Raw genomic sequence first — 14,169 nt, forward strand, 5'->3', positions numbered from 1 at the left:
GCCGAAGGCGGTTCCGACAAGCTGCTGCAAAACCGCGTCGCCGAAGGCGGTTCCGACAAGCTGCTGCAAAACCGCGTCGCCGAAGGCGGTTCCGACAAGCTGCTGCAAAACCGCGTCGCCGAAGGCGGTTCCGACCGTCTGATCGAAAGCCGCGCTGTCTGAATGCAGTGCTTTACCGCAGGACTCAATGAAAACCCGGCCTCACCCGCCGGGTTTTTTATGCGTTTTTCGCCGCGATTAATTCCCTGCCCGCGCCATGCAGCGCTGGTAACGTTCATCGACCCGTTTGGCGAACCACGCGGTGGTGAGTTTGCGGGTGATTTTCGGGCTTTGCAGCACGATCCCGGGTAACACCTCACGGGGTAACGGCCGGCCCTCGGTCTGTTCGGCCAGCTCGAAAACCCGCCGATAGAGTTTGCTGTTTTCGAACTCCAGGGTTTTCCCCTCTTCCAGTTGCTCGCGGATCGTCGGGTTGCGCATGTCCAGTTGTTTGCCGAGGGTGCGCACGGCCAGTTCCGTGGTGCCGGGCATGATCGAACCGTAGCGCACCAGGTCGCCATCCAGCGCCAACGGAATACCGGAAGCCCGGCTCACCGCGTTCTGAAACGCGGCGTTGCGGCTGGCGTACCAACCCGCGTTGAAGTCCGCAAAACGGTACAGCGGTTGTGGGTAGCTCACCGGATACCCAAGCAGATGCGCGATACCGAAATACATGCCGCCGCGCCGGGTGAACACTTCATGACGAATCGAGCCCTTCACCGGGTACGGATAGCCCTTGGCCTGTTGCTCGGCAAAATCAATGCCGACCTGCATCGGCCCGCCGGTATGCACCGGGTTGAAGCCTGCGAACAGGGTTTTGCCCATGGGCACCATGCTGATGAAGTCGTCGAAAATCGCGCTCAGTTCCTTTTCACTGCGCGCGGCATTCAGGCGCTCGCTGTAGCTTTTGCCGTTGGGCGAATCGAGCTTTAATGCACCGCTCACCAACAGGCCGGGAATGTGTGCCCTGGCAGCGCGACGGTCGATCTCGTCGCGGGCGATCTTGCCCAGGCCCGGTACGCCCGGATCGACCTGAAAGGTCGACTCCTGTTCGGTCACGGCCAGCACCGAGCACAGGTTTTGCGTGGTCGGCGAGATGTCTTGCGCGGCAAATGCCACCTGGATATCAGTGGCCCAACCCTGAGGATCGGCAGCTTTGGCCGGCAGCAAACGCATAATCTCGGCCTTCACTTCGGCCGGACTGCGCGCCGCCGGTTCCTGGGTTCGCTGGCTGCCGCAACCGGCCAATACCAGCAACACGGCGACGCTTGTGATCAATCTGATTTGCATGTCGTTCCATCTAATCCGTTGGTCCGGGTCAACCATACGACCAATGGCATGCCAGCGGCTACGGTCGTGGTAGTCCGACGGTTGCCGCCCTCCCCGACTGGACCATACTTGATCCACGTAGCGAGGAGGACAGGTTCATGCACCGTAGCGACGTGTTGATCATCGGCGCCGGCCCGACCGGGCTGGTCCTGGCGTTGTGGCTGAGCAAACTGGGCGTGCGCGTGCGGATCGTCGACAAAACCTCCGCCCCCGRCACCACGTCCCGGGCACTGGCCGTCCAGGCACGGACGCTGGAGTTGTATCGCCAGCTCGGGCTGGACGACGCAGTGGTGCAAAACGGTCATCAAGTGGTGGCCGGCAACTTCTGGGTCAAGGGTGAGCCCGTGGCGCGACTGCCCCTGTCTCAGATCGGTGAAGGCCTGACCCCCTACTCGTTTCTCGAGATCTTCCCGCAGGACGAACATGAACGGCTGCTGATCGAACGCCTGGAAGCCTTCGGCATTACGGTGGAACGCAACACTGAACTGGCAGGCTTCGAGCAAACCGCAGACGGCATCACAGCAACGCTGCACCTGCCCGACGGCCAGCAGGAAACCTGCCAGGCCTGTTACCTGGCCGGATGCGACGGTGCGCGGTCGATTGTGCGCAAGACCCTGGATACAGGGTTTCCCGGCGGGACCTACCAGCAGATTTTCTACGTCGCCGACGTGCAGGCCAGCGGCCCGACATTCAACGGCGAACTGCATGTGGATCTCGACGAGGCGGACTTCCTCGCCGTGTTCCCACTGGGAGACAGTGGTCGTGCCCGCCTGATCGGTACGGTGCGCGACGAGCGCGCCGAACACGCCGAAACCCTGCGCTTCGAGGACGTCAGCAGCCGGGCCATCGAGAACATGAAGGTGAAGATCGAGCAACTGAACTGGTTTTCGACCTATCGCGTGCATCATCGGGTGGCGGATCACTTCCGCAAAGACCGGGCGTTTTTGCTGGGGGATGCCGCCCACGTGCACAGCCCGGCGGGCGGCCAGGGCATGAACACCGGGATTGGTGATGCCATCAACCTGGCCTGGAAGCTGGCGGCCGTGTTGAGCGGCGGCGCCGAGGCCAGGCTGCTCGACACCTATGAAACCGAGCGCATCGCGTTTGCCCGCAAACTGGTGGCCACCACCGACCGGGTCTTCAACTTCATCACCGCCGAAGGACGGATGGCCGATATGCTGCGTACACGCCTGGCACCGTTCTTGATACCAAAAATAACCTCGTTCGAAACCTCCCGCGAATTCCTGTTTCGCACGGTGTCGCAGATCACCCTGAATTATCGTGGAATGCCGCTGAGCACTGGCATTGCCGGGCATGTGCATGGCGGCGACCGCCTGCCCTGGGCCCATGACGGTGAGGGGGATAATTTTGAATCGCTCAAGTGCCTGACCTGGCAGGTGCATGTCTATGGCGACACCAGCGACGAGATGATCGCCTGGTGCCAGGAGCACCATCTGCCGCTGCATGTATTCGACTGGCGACCGGCGTTCGAGGCGGCGGGTCTGGGGCGCAACGGGTTTTATCTGTTACGGCCCGATACCTATGTGGCGATTGCCGAAACGTGCTCGGACCCGAAAGTGATCGAACGGTATTTCAAACACCACGGGATCCGGCCGTTTTTTGGCGCTCCCTGAGAACACAACACCCCCCTGTGGGAGCGGGCTTGCTCGCGAAAGCGGTATTCCTGTCACATGGATGTTGACTGTTCCACCGCCATCGCGAGCAAGCCCGCTCCCACAGGTTATGCGGTGTATCAGCTCACGACCGGGCTTGGAATCTGCAACCCGCGCACCACCGCCGGCCGCGCCAGGAAACGCTCCAGCACCCGCGTGACGTTAGGGAAGTTCTGAATACCCACCAGATCGCCGGCTTCATAGAAACCGATCAGGTTGCGCACCCACGGGAAAGTGGCGATGTCGGCGATGGTGTAACGCTCGCCCATGATCCAGTCGCGCCCTTCCAGCCGGCCGTCCAGCACCTTGAGCAGGCGTCTGCTTTCCTCGACGTAGCGGTCACGGGGACGCTTGTCTTCGTAGTCCTTGCCGGCGAACTTGTTGAAAAACCCGAGCTGGCCGAACATCGGGCCGATCCCGCCCATCTGGAACATCAGCCACTGAATCGTTTCGTAGCGTGCTGCCGATTCCTGGGCCAGCAGTTGCCCGCTCTTGTCCGCCAGGTAGATCAGAATCGCCCCCGACTCGAACAACGCCAGCGGCCGGTCGTCCGGACCGTGGGGGTCGAGGATCGCCGGGATCTTGTTGTTGGGGTTGAGGGACAGAAATTCCGGGGACATCTGGTCGTTGGTGTCGAAGCCTACCCGGTGAGGTTCATAMGGCAGGCCGATCTCTTCGAGCATGATCGATACCTTGACGCCGTTGGGGGTCGGCAAGGAGTACAGCTGAATCCACTCCGGATACTGGGCAGGCCACTTACGGGTGATGGGGAATGCGGACAAATCGGTCATGGGCACGATCCACGAAGACATTGAGAGTGACGATCATAATGTAGATATCGGGTCAGCGATCCCTTGAAGCCATCAATCTCGCTGATAGAGGAGATCAAAAGAGATCACGACTGTTTCAACACCATCCGGTGTAGCGTGCCCATAAATCCGCAACATCCTGTCGATAACCTTCACTGCAAACCCTTGAGGGTTACCGGTACATTGCTGCGCACTCGACCGGAATCGAACCAAACGGGTTCAGGGGACTCTGAGCACCACCCCTTGAAAACGGACGGCTTCAATGACATGGAAAACACTCGACACAGGACAATCGTGGTGTAAAGGTGTGTCAGCCTTAACCGAATCGCGCTGAAGATCCCTTTATTCATGAACCTGTTCAACTTTGCCAGACGCTTCAAACATCGCGCTTACCTTTTGTTGCCCGCCTTGTTGGCGGTCAGCGCGTTGTTCCTGTCGCTGGAATCCAGCCTGAGCCGCGCCCAACCGATGGATGGCACCCAGACGCTGGTGTTCCTGCGCCACGGGGAAAAACCCGCGGGCGGCCTGGGCCAGCTCAATTGCCAGGGGCTCAACCGCGCCATCGACCTGGCCACCCTGCTGCCGGAAAAATTCGGCAAGGCCAACTATGTGTTCGCGGCCAACCCGACGCGTAACGTCGAGGAAGGCGAGTTCGACAATTCCTACAGCTACATCCGCCCCCTGATGACCATCAGCCCCAGTGCCATCAAGCTGGGCCTGCCGGTGAACATCAATTTTTCCGCCAATGACACCAGTGACCTGGCCGAAGAACTGCTACGCGACAAGTATCACAACTCGGTCATTTACACGGCCTGGTCCCACGGCTACCTGCCGGAGCTGATCAACACGGTGGCCGGCGACGCCACCGGCAAGAAAATGACCATCACGGATGACTGGGAGTCCAGCGATTATGACTCGCTGTATGTGCTCACCCTGACCTGGCAGAACGGCAAGGCCAGTGTGCAGAGCCATGTGTACAAGCAAGGCCTGGATAATGGCTCGCAGACTTGCCCGACCTGAGGTTGTGCGTTGCTTTAGCGGGCCTCATCGTCGGAACGCCGCCCGGAGCAAGCTCGCTCCCACAGTAGATCTTCGTTGAACACAGGTTTTGTGTACGGCGCAGATCTATTGTGGGAGCGAGCTTGCTCGCGATAGGGCCGGCACAAGCAACATTACCCCCGCTGGCTGCCCCGCTCGCGCAAGTACTCGAGAACTGCCCCTCGCTCCCCGGCAAACTCGATCCGTGCGTCTTTCTTCTCCCGCTGAAACGCGTACATCGGGTCGTAATACTCGCGCAGCAACCCTTCGATCCAGCCCCGGTGCAGATCCACCGCGCCACTGCGGGCCTGTTCCGCCAACGCCTCTTCCATCAAAATCAACATGCGTTGATGACGTTCGCCACCCAGGCGTTTCTGCACATTGTTCAGGCTCGCCAGCAACCGTTCGGAGAACAGTGCAAAGCCCTCCTCGCCATGCACGCCGATGAATTCGGCGCACAGATCCACCACGTAATCGCGCAGGATCCGCTCGACCCGACCTTCCAGGCTGTCTTCCAGCCAGACCATCGGGAACTGCTGCATGCCCTGGTACAGCGGCAACGGCAACGCACAACTGCCCACCGCGCGGCTTTCGTCTTCCAGTACGAACTGCTCGATGTCCCGGGCACGCTTCTTCAGTACGTCCACAGCCAGGCGGTTTTCGAAGTCGATGTTGGAAGGCTGTCCGGTGGCACGTTTGCCGAAACTGGAACCGCGATGGTTGGCATGACCTTCAAGGTCCACCCCGTTGCTCAGTTGCGTGAGCACCTCGGTTTTGCCGGTGCCGGTCATCCCGCCCAACAGGACGAAATCGCACTGGACAACCGCTTGATCGAGGGTGTCCAGCAGGAAGGTACGCATGGCCTTGTAGCCGCCACCCACCCGTGGGTAGTCGATGCCAGCCTCGTCCCTGAGCCATTGCTGGACAATCTGCGAGCGCAGGCCGCCGCGAAAGCAATACAGATAGCCGTCCGGATGTGCCCGGGCAAAATCGGCCCAGGCCTGGATGCGTTCGGCCTTGACCGCACCCGACACCAGTTGATGCCCCAGCACGATTGCCGCTTGCTGGCCGTGCTGTTTGTAGCAGGTGCCGACCCGCTGACGTTCAAGGTCATTCATCAACGGCAGGTTGACCACACCGGGAAACGAGCCCTTGTTGAATTCGACCGGCGCGCGGGTGTCCATCATTGGCCGGTCGTTGATGAAGATGTCGCGGTAATCGGTGAAATCAACAGACATCAAAACACCTCGACCGCGTTGCTCTGTCGCTCGACCAGTTCACCGATCGGTTCCAGGCTCAGGCCCAGTTCGGCGGCCACCGAAAGGAATTGCTCGTTGCCTTCAGGCGTCACGGCAATCARCAGGCCACCACTGGTCTGCGGGTCGCAGAGCACGCGCTTGTGCAGCTCCTGAAGGCGTCCGAGCTTGCTGGCGTAGCTGTCGAAATTGCGCAGTGTCCCGCCCGGTACGCAGCCCTGTTCGAGGTAATACTCGACCCCCGGCAAGCGCGGTACTCGGTCATATTCAATGCGCGCCGTGAGCTGGCTGCCGTCGGCCATTTCCACCAGGTGCCCGAGCAGGCCGAAACCGGTGACATCGGTCATCGCGGTTACACCGTCGAGCTTGCCGAAACGGCTGCCGGGTTTGTTCAGGGTGCACATCCAGTCCCTGGCTAGGCCGATGTCGGCGTTGCGCAACTTGCCCTTTTTCTCGGCGGTCGTAAGGATGCCGATGCCCAGGGGCTTGGTGAGATAGAGCAGACAGCCGGCCGTGGCGGTGTCGTTGCGCTTCATGTGGCGCTTTTCCACCAGACCGGTGACGGCCAGGCCAAAGATCGGTTCTGGCGCGTCGATGGAGTGCCCGCCTGCCAGCGGGATGCCCGCCGCGTCGCACACCGAACGCCCGCCGCGTATCACTTCCCGGGCAATTTCCGGCGCCAGTACATTCACCGGCCAGCCCAGAATCGCAATCGCCATCAAGGGATCGCCCCCCATTGCATAGATGTCGCTGATGGCATTGGTGGCGGCAATTCGGCCGAAATCGAAGGGATCGTCGACGATCGGCATGAAAAAGTCCGTGGTCGAGACCACGCCGCGTTCTTCATCGATGGCATACACCGCCGCGTCGTCGCGCGAGGCATTGCCGACCCAAAGCTTCGGGTCGAGGTTCTGCGCCCCGCTGCCGGCCAGGATCACTTCCAGCACCTGGGGAGAAATCTTGCAACCGCATCCAGCGCCGTGGCTGTATTGGGTCAGGCGAATCGGTTCGCTCATAGGGGCACCTCATTGGGTCAATGGGGCCGATTCTAGCAGAGCGAGACCTGCGCAAGGCGTTGCGCGACCATGGACCTTGTGGGAGCGGGCTTGCTCCGGGCGGCGTTCCGACGAAAGCGGTATGCCTGCCACATAGATGCTGGCTGTGCCGACGCCTTCGCGGGCAAGCCCGCTCCCACAGGGGTTGGGTTATGGCAGCAGAATCACCTTGTCGCCACTGCCCTGACTCACTTCGGCATAACGCTCCAGGCCTTCGGCCAATGGCGACTCGAACAACCCTTGGGGCAACGGCAACAGGTCCTGATCGAAAAACCGGCCGAACTGCTCGAGCATCGCCGCACACGCCTGCACCCCGTACAGCAACGAATTGATCCCTACCACGGAGCCACCCTTGCGATACAACGCCAGGGCCGGCAACTGCACGTGACCGTCCAGGGGCGCTGCAATAATCGCGATGCGGCCAAACGCGGCCAGGGCTGGCACCGAAGCCGGCAGCCAGAATCCGGTGGTGTCGAAAATCACGTCGGCACCGCCGGCATAGACGGCATTGACCTGAGCCCCGAGGTCTTCGGGTTTATCCAGTTTAAGGGTCTGATAGCCCTGGCCCTGCAAGTCCTTGACCTGCTCCGGACGCCGCGCGGCCGCCAGCACCCGGGCGCCGCGCACCTTGGCCAGGGCCAGGGCGGCACTGCCGACCGCCCCGCCACCGATGACCAGCAATCGGGTTTCGGCCGTCACCAGGCTGCGTTCCAGCGCATCCCACGCCGTGGTGTACGGCACACCGAGGCTGGCGGCCTGGGCGAAGCTCAGGTGCGTGGGTTTGAGCGCCACGCCATTGGCCGGCAGCTTGACGAACTGCGCATGGGAACCGTCGGCGAAAAAGCCCAGTTCCTTGCCCGTGCCCCAGACTTCCTGACCGATCAGTGCCTGCGGGCCGGCCACGACGACACCGGCAAAATCGCGACCGGGAATCCGCGGCAAGGTGGTGTAGGGAAAACGCCCCAGCACGTTCTTCACATCGCTGGGGTTGAGGCCAGCGGCCTTGATCTCGACCAGCACTTCATCGGCGCCGGGAACGGGGGTAGGCACCTCAACGTAGCGCAAGGCCGAGAGATCACCGGTTTTATCGAATTGCAGAGCTTTCATGGGCGTATCCATCGAGTCAAAGAGGGTTCAGGAAATCCAGCCAGCGACCAGCTCCCGCCCCATCGGCCAGAGCTTTTCGCCGGCGAGCATACCGAGCAGGCCAACCAGCGCGATGGCCGGGGGTGCAGGGGAACGGAAATCCAGGGCGCCGTAGAGCAGACCGACGCCCAGACCGATGGCCAGTGACATGAGGTAGTTCATGGCAGACTCCGGGGGCAATTGAGGTATGCGCCGAGTCTAGAGGGCGACGCCTGCGAGCATCGGCCAAGTGCTTCTGAATTTCGGCCAAAGCATGACGTCGGCGAAATCAGTCCTGGCGTTGCGCCGAGGGAAACTGCGAAGGAGCAACACCCAGCTCGCGACGAAACATGTCACTGAAGCTGCTCGGAGAATAGCCCAGTTCCCGGGCAATCGCGCTGACCGGCACGCCCTGGATCAACCCGGCCAGCGCCGTTGCCAGTTGCACCTGACGCCGCCACTCGGCGAAGCCCATGCCCAAACCGTCCTTGAACAGCCGCGCCAGGGTCCGCACGCTGGCACCGGCGGTTTCTGCGTGTTGTTCGAATGGAATATCCAGCGATGGCGCCGACATGACCGCCTGACACAGGTTCATCAGCCGTCGGTCGGAATCATCCGGCAGCGGGATTTTCAGCAGCGAGCGCCTCGCCCGCTTGAGCTCCAGCAGCGCCAGGCCCACCAACGCGTCGTAATACTCGGGCGGCCCGTCGTTGCCCTGCTCCACCAGACCGACAATCAGTTCGCGTAGCAATCCACCGACCTCGATGACTTGCACGCTGTCATCCAGGGTCGCCGCCAGGGACGGGCGCAAGTAGATATTACGCATTTGCAGATCGGACACCACGCGAATCCCGTGGGGCACGCCGGGTGGCAACCACACCGCCCGCTGCGGCGGCACCACCAGCGCCTCGTGCGGCGTCTCGACCCACATCACCCCGCTCATTGCATACAGCAACTGGCCCCAGACGTGCTCGTGGGGCTCGATGTACAACCCGCGCGGATAGGTGCGAGCCAGCGGTTGCACGGGCACATCGGTGTCACTCAGGTCGGGCGGTGCGGCGAGGGCCATGGTCAATATTCATTGGGGTTCGGGAAGACTCCATGGTAACGAGGCACCGAACTTGTCGCCAGCAACCGCCGCCGTCCTACAATCGGAGTGAATTTTCCTGATGGCACGCAATCCGTTTATGTACAACAGGGAGGAACCGGGATTTTATGAACAGTGCAAAGTTATTCGTCATCGAGTACACCCTCCATGGCGCGCCGAAATCATTCATTATCCGTCTGGACAAAATGGACAACGCGGAAGCCTGGCATTGGGCGAGCTGTGACGCGGGGGTGGGGCGAATCCCCCGTTTTGGACGCGAGAAGGTACAAAAGACCAGCAAGCCGATGGCTGAAAAATTCGGCGTGGAAAACGTCAAGTGGCGTCCGGCTAACTGACGCCTGCCGCTGTCAACATGGGGGGAAGGGAAATGGTCGCGACACCCGTCAGCAGCCCTGCGCAACTGGACTACAGCCTGGACACGCCGGTTGGCCGCATCACCAGGAGCGCCGAGTGCCGGATTGCACTGGAACAGGTCGAAAATGACGCATTTTGCTTTGCAGTACGCGTCTGCGCGCCACTGCCGGAAGACCTGGAGCAAGCGAAGACCCTGGTGCTTCGGGTCGAAGGGCGGCGCTTGCAGGGCAGCGTCCGCCACAGCGAACGCCTGGAGGATGACAGCCTCAGGCTGGAAGTGGAGCCGGACTAGTGGCCTGTACGGTTAATTCGAGTACTCAAATTCGAGTGCCAGGGCTGGTCAGGCAAGGCGCCATGACGAGTCGTAGCTCGCTACGGCGAGGAATGGCAACGCAGCCTGGCAAGTCCTGGCGCCGAAGTTGAGTGCACGAATTAGCCACACAGGCCACTAGGCTCCACTTTGGCATGTACCGTGGTTTTCAGTGGGCACACTTGCAGCCTTGAGAAGCACACTCCTCGCCATGCTCGTGATGCTTGGCGCAGGCTTCACAGCAATAGTGCTTGCCGTGACGCACGATCGGATGTTCGCCCAGCTTGCAGTTACATTTCGGACAGTCGCAGGTGCGTTCGGTCATAGGTTTGACTCCTGTAGGTGATGGTCGTCCGGGCCTCACCAACACGACCCGTAATACCAGTGTAGGAGTTGTGGCGAGGGAGCTTGCTCCCGCTTGAGTGCGTAGCACTCATAGTTTTTTGGGGCCGCTGCGCAGCCCARCGCGAGCAAGCTCGCTCGCCACAAAAGCTTTAATCAGATACGGAACTGTCCGACCAGGCTGCCCAGACGCTGACCGAGGTCGGCCAGGCTGCGGGAGGTTTGCGCACCGAGTTGGGTTTCGTCGGCGACGTTGTCCACGGCCACGGCAATCTGATGCACGCTGCGGTTGATCTCTTCGGCCACGGCGGTCTGTTCTTCGGCGGCACTGGCGATCTGGGCGTTCATCGAATTGATGGTCGCGATCAATTGGGCCATGGTGTCCAGCGAAGCCCCCGCTTCGTTGGCCTGGGCCGAGGTGCCGTCGCCGGCCTCGCTGGAGCGACGCATCGCCTCCACCGCCGACTGGGTGCCGGCCTGCAAGCGGTCGATCATGCCCTGGATTTCCTGGGTGCTGATTTGCGTGCGGCTGGCCAGCGCCCGCACTTCATCGGCCACCACCGCAAAACCGCGCCCGGCCTCGCCGGCACGGGCGGCTTCGATGGCCGCGTTGAGCGCCAGCAGATTGGTCTGCTCGGCAATCGAGCGGATCACCCCGAGCACGCTGACAATCGACGACACGTCTTTTTGCAGGCTATCCAGGGACACTCCGCTGCTGCGGATGTCGTCCACCAGGGCATGGATCTTCTCGATGCTGCCAGCCACCACGCGCTTGGCCGCCTGCCCTTCTTCGTCGGTCTGTTGGGCTGCCACCGCGGCGTTCTGCGCGCTCTTGGCCACTTCCTGGGCGGCGGCCGACATTTCGTTGATCGCCGTGGCCACCTGATCGGTCTCATGGCGCTGACGTTCCATGGCCTGGTCCGAGCGATTGGCCTGGTCGGACACCTGATTCACCAGTCCGGTCAGTTGCGAGGTCATTTCGGTGATCTGACGCACCAGGCCGTGGATCTTGTCGACAAAGCGGTTGAATGAGCCGGCCAGTTCGCCCAGTTCGTCCTGGCTGGTGATGGTCAGGCGACGGGTCAGATCACCCTCGCCTGCCGCGATGTCGTCGAGGCTGGTCTTCATCAAATGCAGCGGACGCAGAATGGTGTTGGCCAGCAACATCCCGGCAGCGGCGATCACCAGCAGCACCACGACCGCCACGCCGACGATACTCAGCACCATGCCTTGCATGCGCTCCTGGACCTTGGCTTCGACCACGGCCACTTGCGCTTCAATGCCGTCGAGGTTGACCGAGGTGCCAACCGCCATGTCCCACTTCGGCAGGTATTCGGTGTAGCCGAGCTTGGGCACCAGCACCTGGGTGTTGCCGGGCAATGGCGAGCTGTATTGCAGATAGTGGCTACCGTCCTTGGCGACTTTCACCAGGTCGCGGTTGACGTAGACACCGTTCGGGTCGCGGTTGTCCTTGAAGCTCTGGCCCACGCCTTCGGGGCTATTGGCCTTGAACAGGCGCACGGTGTTGGAGTCGTAGCCGAAGAAGTAGCCGTCCTTGCCATAGGTGATGCTCGACAGCAGCTTGATCACCTGGGCCCGCGCCGCCTCATCGCCTGGGGCGGYCGCGTCGTAGAGCGGCTTGATCGTGGTCATGGCCACCGCCACGTAGCTTTGCAGGGTCGCCTTGGCATCACTGAGCAGACGCTCGCGGGTCTGCTCGACTTCCTTGCGGGCCTGTTCCTGCAGAATGAACAGCGTGGTCAGGCTGATGATCAGCGCAAACAGCAACACCGGGAGGACGGCAAGGGACAGGACTTTAGCCTTGAGGCTCATGCGCATGACGTTCACTCTTTTTATTTTGTTGGCGTGGGTAAAAGCTTTAACGGCACGCCAGGGCAAAAGTTGAACGCGGTCATCAGGTCCGCAGAAGATCCCTTGTAGGAGCGAGCCTGCTCCGGGCGGCGATCCGACGATAGCGATGGCACAGTCAACATTTGCTTGGCTGACAGACCGCAATCGCGAGCAGGCTCGCTCCTACAGGGTTCCGGGGTTACAACACCATCGCGGCCACCCAGCCAAACACCAGCAGCGGCAGGTTGTAGTGCAGGAAGGTCGGGACCACGGTGTCCCAGATGTGATGGTGCTGGCCATCGATGTTCAGGCCGGAGGTCGGGCCCAGGGTCGAGTCCGAAGCCGGTGAACCGGCGTCGCCCAGGGCACCGGCCGTGCCGACGATGCATACGATCGCCAACGGGCTGAAGCCCAGTTGCACGCACAGCGGCACGAAGATGGCCGCCAGAATCGGCACGGTGGAGAACGAAGAGCCGATGCCCATGGTCACCAGCAACCCCACCAGCAACATCAGCAAGGCGCCGATGCCCTTGCTGTGATCGATGTACGACGCCGACGACTCGACCAGCGTCTGCACCTCACCGGTGGCCTTCATCACTTCGGCAAACCCGGAGGCTGCGATCATGATGAAACCGATCATCGCCATCATTTTCATGCCTTCGGTGAACAAGTCGTCGGTGTCGCGCCATTTGACGATGCCCGATACCGAGAAAATCAGGAAACCGGCCAGTGCACCGATGATCATCGAATCCAGCAACAACTGGATAATGAACGCCGCCGCGATGGCCACGCCGGCTACCATCAGGCTCAGCGGGTTGTATTGCACCGCCACTTGCTCGACCTGTTCGATCTTTGCCAGGTCGTAGACCCGCTTCTTGCGGTAGCTGACAAACGCGATCAGCAGGCCTGCCACCATGCCCAGGGCCGGAATGCCCATGGCGTGGGTGACATTGATGCCGCTGATGTCTACACCGCTGCGGGCGACGTTGGCCAGCAGGATCTCATTCAGGAAGATGTTGCCGAAGCCCACCGGCAGGAACATGTACGGCGTGATCAGGCCGAAGGTCATCACACAGGCGATCAGTCGACGGTCCAGTTGCAGCTTGGTCAGCACATATAGGAGTGGCGGCACCAGCAACGGAATAAAGGCGATATGAATCGGCAGGATGTTCTGCGAGGCGATGGCCACCACCCACAGTAACCCGATCAGCAGCCATTTGACCTGCCCGCCACCGCTGGCGTGCTGGCGGTCGACCATCGCCAGCGCCTTGTCGGCCAGGGCGTGGGCCATGCCGGACTTGGCAATGGCCACGGCGAAAGCACCGAGCAAGGCGTAGGACAACGCCACGGTCGCCCCGCCGCCAAGGCCACTGTTGAAGGCCTTGAGGGTCGCGTCGATACCCAGGCCGCCAGTCAAGCCACCCACCAGTGCACCCACGATCAGCGCGATCACCACGTGCACGCGGGACAGGCTGAGGATCAGCATGATGCCGACCGCGGCAATCACTGCATTCATTTCGTTACCTCGAGACAAACGGAAAGACTCCGTCCGGCAGTCTGCGTGAGCCGCCAGCGGATAAAGGAATGGGTTTTATTAGAGGGCGCGCACTTTGAATGAAGCAGCGGCAAGCTGCAAGCCTCAAGCCGCAAGCTTTTGTGTTTCCCGCTTGCAGCTTGAAGCTCAAGAAAGCTGCTTTCAGGCCGTTACAGTGCAAAGTCTCATATATTCATCGAATAAGGACGTCTCCATGTCGCTCAGACAACTTTCCATTCAATGGAAAATCACCCTGCTGGCCGGGCTGTGCCTGGCGGGCATCGTGACCCTGCTGGTGGGTCTTTCGCTGTACCGCATGGAGCACAGTTCCGAGCTGGTGAAAGCC

At 61.3% G+C, this 14,169-nt stretch carries 14 protein-coding genes and 1 pseudogene; 4 read left to right on the top strand and 11 right to left on the bottom strand.

Annotated elements, in window-relative coordinates:
* Positions 1-237: 237 nt before the first annotated feature.
* Entirely contained in the window at positions 238-1,329 is a 1,092-nt protein-coding gene (locus AB4Z35_RS11995) for a DUF1615 domain-containing protein (protein WP_442097194.1), read from the bottom strand.
* Between the two features lie 137 nt (positions 1,330-1,466).
* Between AB4Z35_RS11995 and AB4Z35_RS12000 the strand changes: the two genes are divergently transcribed.
* Positions 1,467-3,002 carry an FAD-dependent monooxygenase gene (locus AB4Z35_RS12000; protein ID WP_442097196.1) on the top strand — a complete coding sequence of 512 codons (1,536 nt, stop codon included), beginning with the start codon at positions 1,467-1,469 and terminating at the stop codon, positions 3,000-3,002.
* 119 nt (positions 3,003-3,121) lie between these two features.
* On the opposite strand, the gene AB4Z35_RS12005 is transcribed toward AB4Z35_RS12000, so the two are convergent.
* On the bottom strand, positions 3,122-3,832 hold the full coding sequence (locus AB4Z35_RS12005) for a glutathione S-transferase family protein (protein WP_442097197.1): 711 nt from the start codon (positions 3,830-3,832) through the stop codon (positions 3,122-3,124).
* A 366-nt stretch (positions 3,833-4,198) separates the two neighbouring features.
* Between AB4Z35_RS12005 and AB4Z35_RS12010 the strand changes: the two genes are divergently transcribed.
* The gene (locus tag AB4Z35_RS12010) at positions 4,199-4,870 is read left to right on the top strand and encodes a histidine phosphatase family protein (protein ID WP_442097199.1); all 672 of its coding nucleotides are present in this window, start codon (positions 4,199-4,201) and stop codon (positions 4,868-4,870) included.
* 152 nt (positions 4,871-5,022) lie between these two features.
* Here AB4Z35_RS12010 and mnmH read toward each other — a convergent pair whose 3' ends face one another.
* From mnmH to AB4Z35_RS12035, 5 genes are all read right to left on the bottom strand, one after another.
* Positions 5,023-6,126 (bottom strand): tRNA 2-selenouridine(34) synthase MnmH, encoded by a 1,104-nt coding sequence (mnmH, locus tag AB4Z35_RS12015; RefSeq protein ID WP_442097201.1) that lies wholly within the window; start codon positions 6,124-6,126, stop codon positions 5,023-5,025.
* Complete coding sequence (gene selD, locus AB4Z35_RS12020; RefSeq protein WP_007998908.1) at positions 6,126-7,160, bottom strand: selenide, water dikinase SelD; 1,035 nt, start codon at positions 7,158-7,160, stop codon at positions 6,126-6,128. Before selD ends, mnmH begins: the two co-directional genes overlap by 1 nt.
* A gap of 189 nt (positions 7,161-7,349) precedes the next feature.
* Positions 7,350-8,306, bottom strand: a complete 957-nt coding sequence (locus tag AB4Z35_RS12025; protein ID WP_442097202.1) for a quinone oxidoreductase family protein — start codon at positions 8,304-8,306, stop codon at positions 7,350-7,352.
* Between the two features lie 27 nt (positions 8,307-8,333).
* On the bottom strand, positions 8,334-8,507 hold the full coding sequence (locus AB4Z35_RS12030; RefSeq protein WP_007982408.1) for a DUF1427 family protein: 174 nt from the start codon (positions 8,505-8,507) through the stop codon (positions 8,334-8,336).
* A gap of 106 nt (positions 8,508-8,613) precedes the next feature.
* Entirely contained in the window at positions 8,614-9,393 is a 780-nt protein-coding gene (locus tag AB4Z35_RS12035) for an AraC family transcriptional regulator (protein ID WP_442097203.1), read from the bottom strand.
* A 146-nt stretch (positions 9,394-9,539) separates the two neighbouring features.
* Between AB4Z35_RS12035 and AB4Z35_RS12040 the strand changes: the two genes are divergently transcribed.
* Positions 9,540-9,767, top strand: a complete 228-nt coding sequence (locus tag AB4Z35_RS12040; RefSeq protein WP_007982405.1) for a DUF6555 family protein — start codon at positions 9,540-9,542, stop codon at positions 9,765-9,767.
* 32 nt (positions 9,768-9,799) lie between these two features.
* Positions 9,800-10,078 carry a hypothetical protein gene (locus AB4Z35_RS12045; protein WP_442097205.1) on the top strand — a complete coding sequence of 93 codons (279 nt, stop codon included), beginning with the start codon at positions 9,800-9,802 and terminating at the stop codon, positions 10,076-10,078.
* A 187-nt stretch (positions 10,079-10,265) separates the two neighbouring features.
* On the opposite strand, the gene AB4Z35_RS12050 is transcribed toward AB4Z35_RS12045, so the two are convergent.
* From AB4Z35_RS12050 to AB4Z35_RS12065, 4 genes and pseudogenes are all read right to left on the bottom strand, one after another.
* Positions 10,266-10,421: a metallothionein gene (locus AB4Z35_RS12050; RefSeq protein ID WP_007998919.1), complete on the bottom strand. Its 156-nt coding sequence runs from the start codon at positions 10,419-10,421 to the stop codon at positions 10,266-10,268.
* A 173-nt stretch (positions 10,422-10,594) separates the two neighbouring features.
* Complete coding sequence (locus AB4Z35_RS12055) at positions 10,595-11,416, bottom strand: methyl-accepting chemotaxis protein (protein WP_411741588.1); 822 nt, start codon at positions 11,414-11,416, stop codon at positions 10,595-10,597.
* A gap of 36 nt (positions 11,417-11,452) precedes the next feature.
* A pseudogene (locus tag AB4Z35_RS12060) lies at positions 11,453-12,277 on the bottom strand (cache domain-containing protein); the annotation flags it as partial.
* A gap of 211 nt (positions 12,278-12,488) precedes the next feature.
* Positions 12,489-13,805: a Na+/H+ antiporter NhaC family protein gene (locus AB4Z35_RS12065; RefSeq protein WP_204934894.1), complete on the bottom strand. Its 1,317-nt coding sequence runs from the start codon at positions 13,803-13,805 to the stop codon at positions 12,489-12,491.
* Positions 13,806-14,169: the final 364 nt, after the last annotated feature.

It is taken from the genome of Pseudomonas sp. KB_15 (assembly GCF_052114525.1).
Lineage (GTDB): Bacteria > Pseudomonadota > Gammaproteobacteria > Pseudomonadales > Pseudomonadaceae > Aquipseudomonas.

What these genes read in the sequence shown, in the direction of transcription:
- AB4Z35_RS11995 (WP_442097194.1), bottom strand. Translation starts at nt 1,329, where the DNA reads ATGCAAATCAGATTGATCACAAGCGTCGCCGTGTTGCTGGTATTGGCC.
- AB4Z35_RS12010 (WP_442097199.1), top strand. Translation starts at nt 4,199, where the DNA reads ATGAACCTGTTCAACTTTGCCAGACGCTTCAAACATCGCGCTTACCTT.
- mnmH (WP_442097201.1), bottom strand. Translation starts at nt 6,126, where the DNA reads ATGTCTGTTGATTTCACCGATTACCGCGACATCTTCATCAACGACCGG.
- AB4Z35_RS12025 (WP_442097202.1), bottom strand. Translation starts at nt 8,306, where the DNA reads ATGAAAGCTCTGCAATTCGATAAAACCGGTGATCTCTCGGCCTTGCGC.
- AB4Z35_RS12030 (WP_007982408.1), bottom strand. Translation starts at nt 8,507, where the DNA reads ATGAACTACCTCATGTCACTGGCCATCGGTCTGGGCGTCGGTCTGCTC.
- AB4Z35_RS12035 (WP_442097203.1), bottom strand. Translation starts at nt 9,393, where the DNA reads ATGGCCCTCGCCGCACCGCCCGACCTGAGTGACACCGATGTGCCCGTG.
- AB4Z35_RS12040 (WP_007982405.1), top strand. Translation starts at nt 9,540, where the DNA reads ATGAACAGTGCAAAGTTATTCGTCATCGAGTACACCCTCCATGGCGCG.
- AB4Z35_RS12045 (WP_442097205.1), top strand. Translation starts at nt 9,800, where the DNA reads ATGGTCGCGACACCCGTCAGCAGCCCTGCGCAACTGGACTACAGCCTG.
- AB4Z35_RS12050 (WP_007998919.1), bottom strand. Translation starts at nt 10,421, where the DNA reads ATGACCGAACGCACCTGCGACTGTCCGAAATGTAACTGCAAGCTGGGC.
- AB4Z35_RS12055 (WP_411741588.1), bottom strand. Translation starts at nt 11,416, where the DNA reads ATGACCTCGCAACTGACCGGACTGGTGAATCAGGTGTCCGACCAGGCC.
- AB4Z35_RS12065 (WP_204934894.1), bottom strand. Translation starts at nt 13,805, where the DNA reads ATGAATGCAGTGATTGCCGCGGTCGGCATCATGCTGATCCTCAGCCTG.